Below are 16,463 nucleotides of genomic sequence, written 5' to 3'. Positions count from 1 at the left end.
TCGGCGTCGTTATGCTGGAGAAAAACTAACGAAGGGGGAACCATGGGTTTCTTGAGGACTGTGACCGTGGGCGCGATCGCGTACGTGCTGGGCGCGCGGGCGGGCCGTGAGCGCTACGAGCAAATTAAGACTGGGACGAAGCGCGTGTGGGATTCGAACGTGGTGCGTGATGGTCGCTCGAAGGTCCGCCACCAGGCGGCCGACACGTTCCAACAGGCGCAGAACCTCGCCTCGGAGAAGCTGCACGAGGCCACCGACGCGGTGAAGGAGAAGGTCCGCCAGGACGATCCGCGCGTCGAGGACGAGATCACGGTGGAGGCCGTTAAGGTCGACCCCCAGTAGCCGGCGACGGCGGCCAGGCGTTGAGCCCCGGCAGGCAGAGCCCGGCCGCCAGACTTCGCGCACGAGCCGACTAGGCGCCGCGGCCTAGGCCGGTCAAAACGTGAGCCAGCCCACCCACGTCGTGATGATCGGGGTAAGCTGGGGGAAACCGACGGAGGTGCCCCATGGACTATGTGCTCACTGATTTGATGGTCGACCGCGGGCGCGGGGCGCTCCTGGCCTCCGCGTGCGGAGACGCGCTCGGCGTGCCGTACGAATTCACGCGCGGAACGGATGACCCGCAGATGCTCGGCGGCGGGCTCGGCCCGTACGAACCGGCCGAATGGAGCGACGACACGCAGATGGCGATCTGCATCGCGTCCGTGGCGGACTCCGGGCTCAGCCTCACGTCGGACCGGGCTCACGACGAGATTGGCCAGAACTTCATCAACTGGATGCACGATGGCGCCACTGACATCGGCATCCAAACCCGCGCGGTGTTGCTTAATGCGTCGCGGTTGACGGGCGACGTGTCTGACCGGCTGCGGCAGGCCGCGCGCGAGTACTCGGCGAACACTGAGCGGGCGGCGGGCAACGCAGCGCTCGGTAGGATCGCGCCGATTGGGATCGCATTCCTGTGGGACCGCGACGCCACCGCGCGGGCGGCTCGCAGCATCGCATCCCTCACGCACGACGACCGCGAGGTCGAGGAGGCGTGCGTGCTGTGGGCTGAGGCGATGCGCGTGGCCGTGATCGACGGGGTGCTTGACGTGCGGGCGGGCATGGACCTGCTACTCGCCGAGTCGCGCCCGAAGTGGGAGGACTGGATTACCGACGCCGAATCGGGGCTGGTCAACCCGCGGACGAATAGCTCGGCGGTGTCGGCGTTGCAGTGCGCGTGGTTCGCCGTGAAGGCCACCCAGGACTACTTCGGGGAGGCCGCGATGTACGACGGGCTGCGCCGGGCGGTCAAGCTGGGCGGGGATACGGACACGGTGGCGGCTATTGTGGGTGCGCTGCTTGGCGCCCGATGGGGCGAAAGCGCGATCCCAGCGGCCTGGAAGGAATCGGTGCACGGCTGGCCCGGCATGAGCAGCGGCCAGCTCGCCGACATGGGCGAACGGATCGTGCGCAACTCCCAGCCGCGGGGTTTCTAGCCGGGCGGCTGGGCGGCTCGGGCGGGCGCTCCCGGGCGGGCGTGCCCCGCCAGGCTGAACCGCACCCGCGCCCTTCGCGGGACGATTTCAGCCGTATCTACGCATATACGAAGATACGGCTCATTTCGTCCCGTCAAGGGACGGCCTGCGCGTGTCACCTACCGGAAGCGCTCCACCTGACCCAGCAGCGCGTACCCGTCTTCGCCGCGAATGATGGGGACGCCGTCGTCCTCAAGGTCCGACTCCTCGCGGTGCAATGCCGTGGCCTCCGTGGTGCCGTGGGAGAGCACCTGCTCCACGGGGTTGAGCGTGCGTAGCGCGATACCGCGAACGCGGCGCGGGTAGGCGCGGGCGAGCTCGTCGTAGATGAGGGGGTCGTGCTGACCGTCGTCGCCCACCAAGTACCACGAGATGTTGGGGAACATGATGAGCAAGTTGCGCAGCTGGGTTTTCTTGTGTTCCTGGCCGGAGCGGAACAGGCCGGTGGGGGTGGGGCCCCAGTCGGTGAGGAGCATCGGGCCGATCGGCAACGCGTTGTGCTGGATGAAACTCAGCATCGTCGAGTAGACGTTCCACGCGCCGGTGGACAGGTAGAAGACGGGCGCGTCCGGCGTCGGCTCGAGGAGGGCGTGGTAGAAGTCGGCCATGCCGGGCACGGGCTGGCGCATGTCCGTGTGCAGGACGAAGGAGTTGTAGGCCGCGAGCATCGAGCGGGGTAGCCAGGTGACGACGATCGTGTCGTCGATGTCTGAGATCAGGCCGGTGGTGACCTGGTTCGCCACGATCATCACTGGCGCCGTGATCGGCTCGCCCGCGGCCGGGGTCAGGGTGGCTTCGTGCCAGCCGGGGGCGAGGCCGTGATCTTCGATGAGGAGGTCGACGTAGCCGGAGCGGTCCGTGCGCGTCTTAATCGTGCGGTTGCCAAGCTGCACCGTGACCGGGAGGAAGCCCACCTGCGTGGTGAAAAACTGGCGCCACCCGCGCTGGGCCTTCTCCGCGTTCTGCGTGGCGAGTTTCGCCAGGCCGGACATTTGCGGGGAGGTCAGCGAGTGCATCGACTTCGGCAGGAAGGGAAGCTTGAAGGGCTGGGAGTCGTTGGGGTCGGCCATCGTAGCGCGGGCTAGCACCTTCGCCGCGTGCACCGAGCCCCAGCCGGCGTAGCCGGTCAGCCGCGGCTCCCATCCGCGCTCGCGCAAGCGCACGGTGTTGCGCCTGTTCGCGCCGTCTTCAAAGTTGCGGACCACATCAGCCAGAGCCATAGCTCCAGCCTACAAGGGTCGGGCTGGCAGTGCGAGGGCGGCGGCAATGCGAGGGCGGGGTGCCCGACAGAAGTCGTGAATATACCGGCTGGCGATTGCTATGTGGGCGAGGTCGCTCTCAGGTTCACGAGTTGTGTCGGCGCCGCTGGGAACCAGGGCTGGGGACGCGGATTATCGGCGCCCGGCGCGGCCCACCCGCCTACGCCTGGGCGAACACGGTCGATTCGTACCTATACAAATCTGCTCGATAGATATGGAACCCCCACTCGATGATGTGCCCGCTGGGGTCGAAGGCGGTGCGGTCGATGGTGAGGACGGGGTCGCGCAGGGAGATGGCGAGCAGTTTGGCCTCGCGCCGGTCGGGGCGTTCGGCGCCGACAGACTGCGTGGTCGACGTCGGCTCCACCCCCGCTTCGCGCAGCAGCTCGTACAGCCCGTGATCCTCGAGCTTTTCCCGCGGCGGGGTGATCTTGGCGGGCAGCCAGTTGTAAAGGATCGCCACGGGCACGCCGTCGCGCTTGCGTAGCCGCTCCAGCTCCACGACCGGCGTGTCGATCGGTATGCCCAGCTGTTCGGCGATGGCGTCGGTGGCGCGGCGGTGGTTGTAGTTGAGGATTTCGGTGGTGGAGGCGTGCCCGGTCGCCTTGATCTCCTCGTGCAGGGACGGCAGGCGCATGAGCTGCCGCTTCGGCTGCGGGGCCACCACGGTCCCCACCCCACGACGCCGCAGCAGGAACCCCGCATCCACCAGGGTCTGGAGCGCCTGGCGGGTGGTCGGCCGCGAGACGTTCAGCCTCCGCGACATCGACACCTCGTTTTCAATCCTCGTCCCCGGCAGTAGGTGCCCCTCGAGGATCGCGCGCTTGATCGGTGCGGAAATCTGGGCGTGGAGCGGCTGGCTGGAGGTTCGGTCAAGCACGACGGTGGGCTCCCACCTCACGCCCGACGTCCGGCTGCTCGCCTCCAGGCTGCCGACGCCGCCCTGCCCCGCGGAGCCTGCGCCGCCCGCGCCCCGGCCCGCCGATCCTACGCCGGCCGCACCTGCCCGGTCCGAGCTCGCAACCACCGAGCCATCCGCGCCCGCCGCCCGCGCCTCGGCGCGCTCTGCGTCAGTCATCTGAGCTCCTCCCTGCGATGTGTCTCTCAGCCCATTCTAGCCGCACGGCGAGACGCTCCTAGAAAACGGCTTTGTCATGACATAGAGTAGACTATGTTCGTGAATGAGCCGCGCTCCGGCGTGCCTTAACCGCATGATTCCAAACAAATGTGGTGTTGAGGCACCTCCGCTTCGCAGCTCGCCTAAGTTGGGATGTGTTATATGCTTCTCGAAGCGCGCTCGATCTCGAAGCGCTACCCGGGGGTGCAGGCGCTGGACGGCGTGGACTTTTCGCTCCGCGCGGGCCAGATCCACGCGCTCGTGGGCGAAAACGGTGCGGGTAAGTCCACGCTGATGAAGATCCTCGGCGGCATCGAGCACGCCGACGCCGGGCAGGTGCTGCTCGACGGCCAGCCGGTCTCGATCGCCGGCCCGCTGGACGCCCAGCGCCGCGGCATCGCGCTCATCCACCAAGAGCTCAACCTGATGGCTGACCTGAGCGTCGCCCAGAACATTTACTTTGGCCGCGAGCCGCGCCGGGGTCCCTTCATCGACGACGCCGCTATGGCGGCCGGCGCCCGCGGCATCCTGCTAAGGGTGGGTCTGGACATCGACCCCACGATCCGGCTCGGCACCCTGACGGTCGCGGGCCAGCAGATGGTAGAGATCGCGAAGGCGTTGTCGATGGACGCCCGGATCCTCATCATGGACGAGCCCACCGCCGCGCTGTCGGAGCACGAGGTCACCCAGCTTTACGCCATCGTGCGCGAGTTCATCGCGGGCGGCGACCGCGCCGTCATCTACATTTCGCACCGCTTGGAGGAGATCCAGGAGCTGTGCACGCAGGTCACGGTGTTGCGCGATGGCGTCATCGTCGCCTCCCACCCCACCGCGGACCTCACGCGTGAGGACATGATTGCCCTCATGGTCGGCCGCGTCATTGATACCTCCCACCGCCCGGACCCCCACCCGGGTGGCGAGCCGAAGTTGGAGGTGCGTAACCTGTCGGCTGGTTTCGTGCGTGACGTGTCCTTCACTGTCCGTGCGGGCGAGATCTTCGGCCTGGCCGGCCTGGTGGGGGCGGGCCGGACGGAAACCGCGCGGGCGATCGTCGGGGCGGACGGCAAGGAGGCGGGCGACGTCGTCGTCGCCGGAAAGGCCCTGCTCGCCACCACGGTGGAGGAGGCCGTGCGTGGAGGGATCGGCTACCTGTCGGAGGACCGCAAGCATTACGGGCTGCTGCTTGAGCAGTCGCTGACGCAGAATGTGGCGTTGCCCTCGCTGGCGCGGTGGTCGCGGCACGGGGTGGTGGATGACTCGTTCGCTGGTGAGGTGGCCGAGCGCTCGGTGGATGACCTGGCGATTGCCACGCCGTCGGTGGAACAGAAGGTCAAGGCGCTCTCGGGCGGGAATCAGCAGAAGGTGGTCATCGCCAAGTGGGTGGCCCGCGACTGCGACGTCCTCATTTTCGACGAGCCCACCCGCGGCGTGGACGTGGGTGCGAAGGATGACATTTATCGGCTGATGGAGTCGCTGGCGGGGGAGGGGAAAGCCATCGTGGTCATCTCCTCTGAGATCGCCGAGCTGCAGCGCGTGGCGCACCGGATTGGCGTCATGTGCCAGGGCCGGCTGACCGGGGTCCTCGACAACGCCGAGGCCACGCAGGAGAACATCATGGATTTGGCAACGCGTTTCGTTGCGGCAGAAGGAGAAGCATGAACGGCAAGGTCGAATCGGCTGTGAGGCCCGACGACGACGGGCGCACGGCCCGCGCTGCCAGCGCGGCTGGTGCTGGCGCGGGTAGCGCCGGGGACGTGGGCGCGGCTGGCACGGGCGGCGTCGTGCACGCCGGCGAGCGCGGCGGGATCAAGGTGCGGGAGCGTCGGAAGGTCGGCGGCGGGTTGCTCGGCCGGCTGTATGCGAAGCACCCGGCGCAGGTGCTGATCGTGGTGTCGGAGCTGGTGCTCGTGGCGGTTTTCGCGGTGGCGAGCCCGTACTTTCTGGACCTGGGCAACATGTCGGCGCTGCTGCTGGACGCGTCGGTGTACATCCTGCTGGCGCTCGGGCTCACGTTCGTGATTGCCACCGGCGGCATCGACCTCACCCCCGGATTCGGCATGGCGTTCACCGGCGTGATCGCGGCGCTCGCGATGACGAAGGTGGGCGGGCCGATGGGGCTGGCTATTGCGGCCGGCGTCCTCGCAGGAATCTTGGCTGGGCTGGTGCTCGGCGTCGTGAACGGCTTCCTTGTGGCGAAGCTGAACATGCAGCCGATGGTGGCCACGCTGGCGATGATGCTGGTGGCGTGGGGTGCGGCGCTGTCGATTACGGGGACGTCGTCGATCCCGCTCAACGATTTTGGGCCGTTCTTGGCGCTCGGCAACGGCAAGACCTTCGGGCTGACGAACGCGATTTACCTGTGCATCTTGGCGGCCGTGGTGGCGCACTTCCTGCTCAAGCACACGCTGATCGGGCGGTATGCGCTGGCGATGGGCTCAAACGAAGAGGCCACCGAGCTGTCCGGCGTCAACGTCCAGCGCTGGAAGTGGCGCGTGTATGCGCTGGCCGGCACGTTCACGGGCCTGGCGGGGGTGCTGATGGCGTCGAGGTTGGCGTCGGGCAAGCCGGACGTGGGCCAGTCGTATGAGATGTATGCGATCGCGGCGGCCGTCCTGGGTGGGGCGTCGCTGCGCGGCGGCAACGCCTCCGTGTTCGGATCGGTGGTGGGCGCGATCCTCATCGCGACCATCCGCAACGGCGCCGTCCACCTCGGCATGTCTGACCAAAACCAGAAGATCGTGCTCGGCATCATCGTGCTCATCGCGGTGTTTGTGGACGTGCGGAGGAAGCCGAAGGCGGCGGCATGAGAACGTTGAAAGGAATTATGTGCCGGGGTGGCGTGGTGGGCGCGCCGCAGGCGGGACCCGCGGCGCGCCCGTCCGGCCAACGCCAACACCGGGGCCAGCGGCCGCGCGTGAGCCGCCACCCCCGCCGGCCCTGGATCGTCAGCGCGCTCGCGGCCCTCACCACCGGGGCGGCCCTCACCCTGGGGCTGACCGGGTGTGCGGGCCTGGGCGAACGCGTGTCGGGGTCGAACGGGCGGATGGATATCGCTGTGGTCGCCAAGGGGTACGCGAGTCCGTTCTGGGCCGCCGTCAAGGTCGGCACGATGGCCGCCGGGCAGGACCTGGGGGTGAACGTGACGTTCTCCGGGCCGGACACGGAGTCGGACGTGGTGCGGCAGGTGGACCAGATCAACCTCGCCCACGTCCAACACCCTGACGCGTTCGTGTTCGCCGCTCTCGACTCCTCCGCGTCCGTCATCGCGTTGCAACAGTTCGTGGACTCGGGCATCCCCGTCATCGCGTTCGACTCCGGCGTGCCCGGCTCCGATATCCCCGTCTCCACCGTGGCCACCGACAACCGCGCCGCCGCCGCCGAGGCCGCCAAACACATGGCCGAGCTGCTCGGCGGGGAGGGCAAGGTGGCGGTGCTCGCCCAGTCCTCGACGTCTGTCACCGGCACTGACCGACGCGATGGCTTCATCGGCTGGCTCGCCGCCAACGCCCCCGGCGTCGATGTGGTGGACGTCCAGTACAACGATTCCGACCAGGCCAAAGCCGAACAGCAAGCCGCCGCGATCCTCCAGGCTCACCCCGATCTCGCCGGTATGTTCGCAACCGACGACGACGGCGCCGTTGCCGCCGCGCAAACCGTGCGCCGCACCGAGCGTGACGTGCAGGTGATCGGGTTCGACTCCGGTGCGGTGCAGATCGGGCTCATCCGCAAGGGTGTGATGGCTGGGGCCGTCACGCAGAACCCGTATCAGATGGGGTACATCGCGGTGGAGAAGGCGGTGGCCGCCGCCAAGGGTGAGGAGGTCGAGCCCGAGATCGACTCCGGCTTCTACTGGTACGACGCCACTAACCTCGACGACCCCGACATCCAGAAGGCGGTCTACGACTAGCGGGGTGCGGGGCAGCTAGCCGGCGGTGCCGGGCGGCCGGCTGCTAGTCGCCGGCGTAGGCGGCCGCCACGGCCGCCGGGTCCGGGATTGTCGGCCAGTCAGTGGGGCCAGCACCGAGGCGGGCGGATTTTTGCGGGACGATTTCGACCTCATCTACGTATATACGAAGATACGGCCCAAATCGTCCCGTGAATTCCGGTTCGCGGCCGAGGCTCGGCTCGCCTGGCCCCGCCGTGTCGGTGGGGAGGGCCCAGCGCAGTTGGCCCGACCCGGCCCATTCCCGCAGGTCAGCACGGGTGGGCGCCGCCGCCGATCCCCCAAGCCGCTGCACGGTCCACCCCGCCACCACCTGGCCGAGCACCACGGCCTCGAGTAGTTTGGCCCCGCGGGCGAGTGCACGCACGAGCCCGGCGGTGAAGGAGTCGCCCGCGCCGGTGGTGTCTTTTGCCTCCACGTCGATCGCCGGTAGCTCGATGACGAGCGCGCCCGGCCCACCGGCGCTAGCCCCAGCCGGGCCACCCAGCGCATGATCCCTTGTCAGCACGCACGTGGGCCGGCTGGCGATCACTACCCCGTCCCCGCCGCAGGTCACAACCACGGTGGGCACCAGCTCCAGCAACCGCCGGGCGGCTTCCCGCACGTTCCCCGCCCGCGTGTAGGCGAGGGCTTCGGCGGCGTTGGGGACGAAGATGTCGGCTTGAGCCAGCGGGTCGAGGTCGGCGCGATCCCAGCGCCCGGTGGGGTCCCAAGCCGTGTCTGCCACGACCACGGTCCCGGCGCCCCGTAGCTGCTTCAGGCATTCGAGGTTCCGCGCCAGGTAGTCCACCGACGCCACCACGAACCCCGGCGCCGCATCCGCCAGGCCGGCCGGCAGGTCGGGGTAGGCGCCGTCCCCGTACGTGGTGAACGCCCGGTCGCCGTCCAGCACCTGCGCCACGGTCACGGATTGCGTCCCCCCACGCGTGGAGCCCGCCAGGCCCACGCCTTCCTCGGCGAGCACCTCGGCCACCCAGCGCCCGGCCCTATCCGCGCCGACATTTGTCACTACGTCCACGTTCAGGCCGAGCCGTGCGCACGCGATCGCCTGGTTCGCCACGCCGCCAGCCATGACGGCGCCGCCCGCGACCCACTGCTCTTCGCCGGGCCGCGGGGCGTGCTCGAGCCCGAACTGCACGACGTCCAAAAACAGCGGCCCCGCCGCCACCACATTAGCTACAACCTCAGCCTTTTCACCCATACCCCCAGCCTACCCGCGCCCTCCGACAATCGCCGCGCCCTGCCAAATGTGGGTCAAATCTTGGCGTGTAGTAGGCGAGAACAAGACCATTGCTCTCTTTTGAAAACCTTGTAGCGGCGAAACCTCCGGTGCTACGCTATAAACACTAAGTCATTGGTATCAGTGCAACGGTGCGTTGGAGATCAGTCGAGTTCATTTGTAGCTCCCGTTACGGTTCAGCCGTCAATGTCGTCATCGTCGATTGTACGTCGAGGCTTAGCAAGCCTCGCTATTGTTATGCTTCTTGCGCCAACAACCGCAGTAGCTCATGCGCATGCAACCTCTGAAACTGCGGAGATTTCAGCAAGCGCTCACTCAGTCGAGCTCACCGAAGAGGAGAGAGCTTCCCTTATCGGCGAGTTTGCGTCCTACGGCGTCAACGAGGAAGTAGCTGCTGGGCTACTAGATAAGCTCCAACAAGGGTATCTCTTGGACTCTATGAAGCCTGACGCTGTTCCCGTATCCAGTGTGGAAAGTGTTCATGGAACAGAAATTGAGGTAATCGAACGGAATACGGGCGTGGAAGTACATGGGCAGAGAGAAGCACCAGCGTGACTCGGCTAGAAAAAGTCATCAAGACCAGATGAGTCACCAAGTTGACGGCTGAAGACCGTTGAGGAGCAGAAAAGTGGGCTGTCTCTATGGGTAGCCCTGCGCTTTTGAGGCAACACGGCGACGTGCCCGGCGTCTTCTACCAAGGTGGAATGCGCCGGGCACACGCATGGTGAAGCCGTACTTCTTGATCAAGCCGTTGAAATTGTAGCTAAAGGCTGAGGCGGGGATCTTCTTCGTCCTTGGTGACTGTCCTGTTGTGGGGATGCGGACGGCAGGGACTCACGAGTCGCTGCGTCCACAGCGCTCGACGCCTCCTTGCTGACAACGCTCTTCTGGCCCGCAAAGAACCCTCGGGATCGGCCTCCAGGGCGGTTACCTCGAACCGCCCACCGTGCCATTGGCCCTGGTAGCTCGCTAGGCTTGGATCCGAAAGGAAGGCATCATGAAACTGACGTTGATCGGCGGGGGCGGCTTCCGCGTCCCGCACGTGGCATCCGTGTTCCAGGAGGACTCTCCGGTGCACCTGGACGAGCTATGCCTGTACGACATCGACCCCGCCCGCCTTGCCATTATGCGCAACGTCCTGGTCCAGCTGGGACTGGCGGAGGCGATCGGGTCCGTGACCACGACGACGTCGCTATCGGATGCCGTCCGCGGCGCGGACTACGTCTTTTCCGCGATGCGCGTCTCAGGGGCATGCGGGCGCGTGATCGATGAGCGGGAGGCGCTGTGCCGCGGCGTACTCGGCCAGGAGACGGTGGGAGTCGCCGGCTACGCCTACGCGTTCCGTCAAATCCCGGAGGCCCTCCGCCTCGCCCGCGCGGTCGCCGAGCTCGCGCCCAGCGCCTGGGTCCTGAACTTCACGAACCCGGCTGGTGTCATCACGCAGGCGATGCGGACGATTTACCCGCGCGTTGTGAGTATTTGTGACACCCCGATCGGGCTGGTGCGCCGGGCGATTCACGTGCTTGGCCTGGAGGAATCCACGACCACCTACGACTACGTCGGCCTCAACCACCTCGGCTGGCTGCGCTCGATGACGTCGAATGGCGTTGACCACCTGCCACGCCTCCTAGCAGACGATTCTCTTCTGGCCCGGATGGAGGAAACCCAGGTCATCGGCGCGGACTGGATTCGTGCGCTTGGGCACATGCCCAACGAGTACCTGTATTACTACTACAAGAATCGGGAAATCGTGCAGCGTTTGCGCCACGGTCAGACTCGTGGCGAGTTCCTCGTTAAGCAGCAGGGGCGCTTCTACGAGTCAGCGGAGGCGAATCCGGGCCGGGCGGGCGAGGTGTGGCGTGCCGCCGACGCCGAGCGTGACGCTACGTACATGGCCGAGGCGCGCGAGGCGGGTGAGGGACGTCCCGAGGAGGGGATCGACATCGGCGGCTATCCGCGCGTCGCTCTGGAGTTGATGAACGCGCTGAGCAACGGCGCGACCTCCCAGTTCCAGATGATCCTTGGCGTGGGTAATTCCGACGACGAGTCCGGCCGGGGGTTGCTCGTGCCCGAGCTTCGGGCCGACGCCGTGGTAGAGGTTCCGTGTGTCGTGGATGCGAACGGTATTCACCCCCGGCGTCCGGAGCCGGTGACGGGGCCCGAACTTGGGTTGATGACCGCGGTGAAGGCGTGCGAGGAGTTGGTCATCGAGGCTGCGCTCAAGGGGGATCGGGAGATCGCGTGGAAGGCGTTGGCCAGTCACCCGCTTGTTGACTCGATCGATGTGGCTCGTGAGGTCCTAGATGCCTACATCGCGCGCAACCCCGATGTGGCCCGCGTGTTCGCCCAGGGGTGACGCACGCAGAAAGCGGGAAATAGTGCTGGATTAGTGTTGCATGTGCAAAGGGGGCGCCGGCCGGCCCCCGCGGGGGCCGGCCGGCGAGGCATCTATCCGATCATCGCGATCGAACTCCACCCATGGCCCGCCTCCTTCGCTGGGCCCCAACCACTACCGGTGTTGTGGTAGCTGAAGAGCTTGCCATCGTTTCGGATGCCGACGAGGTCCAGGCGCCCATCACCGTCCGTGTCGCCGGGAACGGTCACGTGGGTGAAGGCATCCCACCCGTGACCGATGCGATCCGCGAGGCTGATGTAGCCATCGGAGGAGCCGGCGTAGAGGTAGAGGCCGCCGTCGCGTCCTGTCGCGATGACATCCGATACGCCGTCGCCGGTGAGATCTCCGGCTGACATGATAGAGCGCATGTCTCCCCACGAGTGGCCAATCTTCGTCCCTGAGTGCATACCCGAGGGGGTGAGCACGTAGCGGTACAGATCCCCGCTGGGAACGTGACGTGCCACGACGAACTCGCTTCGCGACGAACCGATCCTGCCGACGTAGGCGAGGTTGTCCAGGTTCGACCAGCCGTGGCCTGCCTGCTGCCCGCGGGTGAGAAAGCCATCGCCTTGCGAGTTGTAGAAGAAGGCACGCCCGTCGTCGAGAGTCACGAGCATGTCCGCGCGCCCGTCGCCGTTCATATCCGGGATCGGAGCCATGGAGGCGAAGTTCTGAGCGTCGCAGGACACGACACCCTTGCCAGCGAACTTGCCGTTTCCGAGGCTCGGGTAGAACCGGAGATGACCGTCGGCGTCGATCGCCCACAGGTCCGCGAAGCGATCGCCGCTTGCTTCGCCGAGTCGATCAGTGGCCTTCGCCGGGGTTGACGGCCTGTCGATCGTCTCGCACACCGGCTCGGCGGGCTCGTCCGGAACGACGGCCTTGTCGGGGAACTGGTGTGTCCACGTGGTCTGCGCCTGGGGATCAAGTGTGATGCCGTCCGCGAGTCCGTCCTTGAGCTGCGCGCTCATCTGCGCGACGTAGCCCGGCTCGACAGAGTGAGTTCCGGGGGAGAGGAGCGTCGATCCAAGAAGGTAGTCGACGTACTCCGACTCGGGAACGGTGATGGTCAGGTTCTCATCGACCCAGGTCGGCTCGTCCGGGACGATCAACGTTTCGAAGGTGTGAACCCACGGGATGAACTTGCCGTCGTTGTCGTAGAAGGAGTCGCTGAAGTAGTAGCCGTCAGCGGGCTCGGCGGTCACGACGAGCGTCGAACCGGCTTGTCCTTCGTGGCTGCCCGGCGTCACGGGCGCGCCGTCGACGAGGTAGGTGACGCCCTCGGTGGCGGGGATGGTGTAGCTCAGGCCGTCGTAGGTCGGCTCCGCGGGCTCAACGAGGGTCTTCGGTGCGCCCCTGCCCCGAATGACCTGAAGCTCGCCGGCAGACATGACGGTTGCGTCTGTGGCGCTCGGCTGAGCGTTGAGGCCTTGGAACCGGAGGTACTTGGCCTTAACGCCGTCAAGCGAGACCAATTGGCTCTTGGTGGAGTCCTCGAAGGATCCCCTTGCGACCGGTTCGCCCCAACCTGCCGGGTCGGAGGGCATCTCGTTGGCCGCGTAGATCTCGTAGTCCTTGACGCGACCGTTGACCTGACCCTGCCTCGGGGTGTAGACGAAGCCGCACAGGTCTACCCCGTCCTCGCCAACTTGCAGGTCGATGTAGTGGGGGTAATCGGGGTGCGAGTTCTGCCACGCGGTGTGCCAGAAGGTGGCGGGGTTGCCGTCAACGGCTGCCTCCTTAGGCCCGTTGGGGGCTCGCTCGCCAGTCAGCTCCTCCGAGGATGCGCCCACCGCCGTCGGAGATGTTGGCAATCCGCAGACTGCCGAGATAGTGGCGCGGACGTTCGCGCTCTGCTCGCCGGCGGTGACGTTGAAGACGAACTCCGCTTCGCCTCGATACCAGTCAGGCTTGACCTTGAAGGTCACGTCCTTCGCTTCGCCGTCGCCGATGGTGTCGATGGTCTGAGCGCCGGGGGTGATGAGCCAGCCGTTCTTCACGGGAGGCTTCACGACGACGTTGGTGAGGTTGGCGTCCGTGCGGTTGGTGATCGTCACGGTCATGGTGGCCGCCCCGGCGTCGTCGGCGGAGGGGTAGGCGGTGAGGGGGTTGGAGGCGACGGTTGCGGTGAAGGTGCGCGTTGAGGGCTCGATCTTCCACACGTCGTCCGTCATGTCGCCGGGCAGCTGGACGATTTCGCCGGCAGCGGGCTTGGTGTCCTTCTTGGTCCCGTTGAACTCGACGAAATCGATGTGCTCCTCGGCGCCGGTGGCGACTGCCAGGCGTTGGAGGGTCACGGCGTTGACGATCTCGAAGGAACCGTCGCCAGTTGTGAGCAGCATCCACTTTTGCGGGTTGCGCTCGGCGTAGCCGCTGTTACCGGCCTGGTTGCCCGTGTAGATCTTGGACACGTCCACGCAGGGACGGGCCTCGGGGCGCGCGCCAACCTGGGTCACCGTGGAGAGGTGCTTGTAACCGGAGACAACCGACAGGCACTGGTTGGTCGCCATGTTCTTCAACTGGTAGTAGTGGTCCGGCGTGGAGGTCAGCGTCCATTCGTCTCCGTCCCCGAGCGAGGCGTTACCCGCGAGTTGGAGGGACTTGCCGGCCGGCTGAGAGATCGTGTAGACGCCGTCCTCAAGCGGCTTGCGGTTGATGTTCTCCCACATGGGCGAACGTTCGATCTTGTCGACGCGCTTCGCCTTGAAGTCCGCGTAGGTCGGGTTATCGGAGGGGTTTCCTCCGCTCCACGTGATCTGTGCGATGTAGCGCATCGCCTCGTAGACGTCGAGTTCGACCTCGTTTTCGGTTTGCTTGACGCCGTTGTCGGGCCAGATCGAGAGCTTGGCGCCGAGGATGTTGTCGGTCTTAGACACGACGCCGTCGCGGCCCTGGAAGATGTTGACGTCGAAGTTCGGGTCGTTGTACAAGAAGGCCGGACCGTTTGCCTGGATGGGGTAGGGGGTGGCCCTGGCGAAGTAGAGTTTGAGGTTCGCGTTGACCAGCCGGTAGCCGTCGTTAGCAAGCTCGTTGGCTGAGCGTCCAGATCCGAGCCAGTGCTCGACTACGATGTCCTTGTCGAGCGTGACGGCGTGGGTGGCGACGATTCCGTCGTTCCAGATGCGCAGCGTCTTGCCTTTGGCCTTGACATAGCTGTTGATGTCGTTAATGAAATAGGTGAAGGCGTCGGCGCCGGTAGCCTGACTATTGCCGGTGACCTCCCTGGCGTAGCGGGCCAGTTGTGGGTAGGTGGCGTAGCTTGCCCCCATGAGGTACTCGTCGGCGCCCATGTGCCAGTAGTTGGTGGAGAAGACGCCGTCGTACTCGTCGATGAGTGTCTTGTAGAACTCCACGGCTTGCGGGTTCGTGATATCGAGGCGATCGACGCTACCGTTGCCGGCTTGGTCCTTCAGTTGGAACTGGGGGAGGTTCTCCAGCCAGATGTTCATGTGGCCGGGGGAGTTGATCTCGGGGATCACGTCGATGCCGTAGGAGTCGGCCTTCTCAACAAATGCCTTCACGTCCTCGCGCGAGTAGTACGAGAACGTGTTCGCGGCCGGGTAGGCGTCCGACTTGAGTTTCATCTCCATGAGGATGGAGTTGAGCTTGAGGTCAGCCATCTCATTGAGGAAACGCTCGATCCACTCGGTGGAGAAGTTGATCTGGCAGGCGCACAGCGTGACGCCGCGCTCCTTGTAGGTGGGTGTGTCCGTCACCGATCCGGCGGGAAGGGTCAGACTCTGGCGGAGCATTTGGGACAGCGTGCGGGTTCCCCAGAATGCCCCGCGCGCTGTGGCGGCCGTGATCGTGACGCCCGCTGGTTGGATGGAAAGGGTGTAGCCCTCCTCGCCGAGGCTCTCCTTGTGGGTGTCGTCGATGACGATCTCGATCCCTGTCCCGTTAGTTGCTCCCGTGACGGAGTCGCCGTTGGTGTAGGCATTGAGTTCGTCGACGAGAAGCTGGGCGCTGCTGGCGAAGGTGTCGGGGCGAACGACTGTCACGTCCTGCGTGGCAGTCCAGGTGCCCTCGGAACGTGCGAACTGTCCGGTCAGGGAGGGGATGGTGGCCGGGATGGGCATGCCCTCGTAGCTGAAGTCGTAGCTAACGGACTGGTCGCCGAAGAACGTGTAGCCATCTCGAGGGGTGGCGGTTACGGTGGTGGCGCCGTTGTTGAGGGTGACGTCGCCCGTGACGATCGCGCCGTTGATCTTGTAGTCGACCCCGGCGATGGTCGGCACAGTGATGCTCGCACCGTTCTCGCTCTGGATAGGCGCGGTGGGGGTCACGATGGTGGCGCCGGCCTCGGTGTGGCAGGAGCCGATGAGGCGAATGTCGCCCACGGACGTCAGGTTCTGGCTGTTGACGAGCGCGGAGAGCGCCTTCAGGGTGACGAACTTGCCGGTTGCGGGCCCCTCAAAGCGGACGACCTGCGCTGAGTCCGTGTTCTCGAAGGTGCCGCTAGCGACCCGGGTGGTGTCGGTGAAGCCGGCGCCATCCTCGATGGGGCTATCCGAGACATGGATCTCGTAGTTGCCGACGATGCCGTTGTGTTTACCGGTTCCACTGCTGCCCTGCCGCTGGGTGTACTCGATGCCCGTGAAAGAACAGTCGGCGATCTGCGCACCTGGGAATGTGCCCACGGAGATCCAGTGGGGGCCGGGGGTCTCGGTATTGCCCACCGACCAGTTGGTGTGCCAGTAGGTGGTCGCAACCCCGTCAATCGCCTTAGCGGCGGGACCGTTGCCGTTGGGCTCCTGAGTTTCCTCCGAATCCGCATACCCGACGTACAACTGGTCGGGGCCGCCGATGAAGGTGTCGGTTGTGTCGGCGGTTGCGGGTGGGGCAGTGAGGGTACCGAAACCGCCTCCCGCCACGACGACGAGTGCTGCCGACACTGCGGCAATAGCTCGCCTAGACCATGATCTGCTTGTGCCTATCACACGTGCTCCTTTGCTCGATGTGGTTGGTTGGTCTTAACGATAATGGTTGGTC

At 65.9% G+C, this 16,463-nt stretch carries 10 protein-coding genes; 6 read left to right on the top strand and 4 right to left on the bottom strand.

Features of this window, described 5'->3' with window-relative positions; all coding sequences use genetic code 11:
• Window positions 1–42 precede the first annotated feature (42 nt).
• Window positions 43–342: a hypothetical protein gene (locus tag AQZ59_RS02190; RefSeq protein ID WP_143602064.1), complete on the top strand. Its 300-nt coding sequence runs from the start codon at window positions 43–45 to the stop codon at window positions 340–342.
• Between the two features lie 173 nt (window positions 343–515).
• The gene (locus AQZ59_RS02185) at window positions 516–1,478 is read left to right on the top strand and encodes an ADP-ribosylglycohydrolase family protein (RefSeq protein WP_160326859.1); all 963 of its coding nucleotides are present in this window, start codon (window positions 516–518) and stop codon (window positions 1,476–1,478) included.
• A gap of 158 nt (window positions 1,479–1,636) precedes the next feature.
• Here AQZ59_RS02185 and AQZ59_RS02180 read toward each other — a convergent pair whose 3' ends face one another.
• Window positions 1,637–2,737, bottom strand: a complete 1,101-nt coding sequence (locus AQZ59_RS02180) for an App1 family protein (protein WP_062612752.1) — start codon at window positions 2,735–2,737, stop codon at window positions 1,637–1,639.
• A 199-nt stretch (window positions 2,738–2,936) separates the two neighbouring features.
• Window positions 2,937–3,854 carry a GntR family transcriptional regulator gene (locus AQZ59_RS02175; RefSeq protein ID WP_062612750.1) on the bottom strand — a complete coding sequence of 306 codons (918 nt, stop codon included), beginning with the start codon at window positions 3,852–3,854 and terminating at the stop codon, window positions 2,937–2,939.
• Between the two features lie 201 nt (window positions 3,855–4,055).
• Here AQZ59_RS02175 and AQZ59_RS02170 point away from each other — a divergent pair, with 201 nt between their 5' ends.
• The 3 genes from AQZ59_RS02170 to AQZ59_RS02160 are packed head-to-tail and all read left to right on the top strand — an operon-like array spanning window position 4,056 to window position 7,800.
• Window positions 4,056–5,552, top strand: a complete 1,497-nt coding sequence (locus AQZ59_RS02170; protein WP_201783136.1) for a sugar ABC transporter ATP-binding protein — start codon at window positions 4,056–4,058, stop codon at window positions 5,550–5,552.
• On the top strand, window positions 5,549–6,700 hold the full coding sequence (locus AQZ59_RS02165; RefSeq protein ID WP_062612746.1) for an ABC transporter permease: 1,152 nt from the start codon (window positions 5,549–5,551) through the stop codon (window positions 6,698–6,700). The genes AQZ59_RS02170 and AQZ59_RS02165 overlap by 4 nt, the downstream gene beginning before the upstream one ends.
• Window positions 6,697–7,800 carry an ABC transporter substrate-binding protein gene (locus AQZ59_RS02160; RefSeq protein WP_201783135.1) on the top strand — a complete coding sequence of 368 codons (1,104 nt, stop codon included), beginning with the start codon at window positions 6,697–6,699 and terminating at the stop codon, window positions 7,798–7,800. The genes AQZ59_RS02165 and AQZ59_RS02160 overlap by 4 nt, the downstream gene beginning before the upstream one ends.
• A gap of 43 nt (window positions 7,801–7,843) precedes the next feature.
• Here the strand turns inward: AQZ59_RS02160 and AQZ59_RS02155 are convergent, their stop codons facing one another.
• Window positions 7,844–9,037 carry a carbohydrate kinase family protein gene (locus AQZ59_RS02155; RefSeq protein WP_062612743.1) on the bottom strand — a complete coding sequence of 398 codons (1,194 nt, stop codon included), beginning with the start codon at window positions 9,035–9,037 and terminating at the stop codon, window positions 7,844–7,846.
• Window positions 9,038–10,073: 1,036 nt separating this feature from the next.
• Here AQZ59_RS02155 and AQZ59_RS02150 point away from each other — a divergent pair.
• Window positions 10,074–11,432, top strand: coding sequence for a family 4 glycosyl hydrolase (locus AQZ59_RS02150; protein ID WP_062612741.1), 1,359 nt, complete (start codon window positions 10,074–10,076; stop codon window positions 11,430–11,432).
• 92 nt (window positions 11,433–11,524) lie between these two features.
• Here the strand turns inward: AQZ59_RS02150 and AQZ59_RS02145 are convergent, their stop codons facing one another.
• Entirely contained in the window at window positions 11,525–16,366 is a 4,842-nt protein-coding gene (locus AQZ59_RS02145; protein WP_062612739.1) for a family 20 glycosylhydrolase, read from the bottom strand.
• Window positions 16,367–16,463 lie beyond the last annotated feature (97 nt).

Source organism: Trueperella bernardiae (assembly GCF_001469025.1).
Classification (GTDB): domain Bacteria; phylum Actinomycetota; class Actinomycetes; order Actinomycetales; family Actinomycetaceae; genus Trueperella; species Trueperella bernardiae.
The sequence above is the reverse complement of the archived record's forward strand: the minus strand, read 5'-3'. Positions and strand labels throughout refer to the sequence as shown.

Excerpts from the sequence above, each read along its gene's own strand:
- AQZ59_RS02150 (WP_062612741.1), top strand. The coding sequence starts at position 10,074 with ATGAAACTGACGTTGATCGGCGGGGGCGGCTTCCGCGTCCCGCACGTG.
- AQZ59_RS02155 (WP_062612743.1), bottom strand. The coding sequence starts at position 9,037 with ATGGGTGAAAAGGCTGAGGTTGTAGCTAATGTGGTGGCGGCGGGGCCG.
- AQZ59_RS02165 (WP_062612746.1), top strand. The coding sequence starts at position 5,549 with ATGAACGGCAAGGTCGAATCGGCTGTGAGGCCCGACGACGACGGGCGC.
- AQZ59_RS02175 (WP_062612750.1), bottom strand. The coding sequence starts at position 3,854 with ATGACTGACGCAGAGCGCGCCGAGGCGCGGGCGGCGGGCGCGGATGGC.
- AQZ59_RS02170 (WP_201783136.1), top strand. The coding sequence starts at position 4,056 with ATGCTTCTCGAAGCGCGCTCGATCTCGAAGCGCTACCCGGGGGTGCAG.
- AQZ59_RS02190 (WP_143602064.1), top strand. The coding sequence starts at position 43 with ATGGGTTTCTTGAGGACTGTGACCGTGGGCGCGATCGCGTACGTGCTG.
- AQZ59_RS02180 (WP_062612752.1), bottom strand. The coding sequence starts at position 2,737 with ATGGCTCTGGCTGATGTGGTCCGCAACTTTGAAGACGGCGCGAACAGG.
- AQZ59_RS02160 (WP_201783135.1), top strand. The coding sequence starts at position 6,697 with ATGAGAACGTTGAAAGGAATTATGTGCCGGGGTGGCGTGGTGGGCGCG.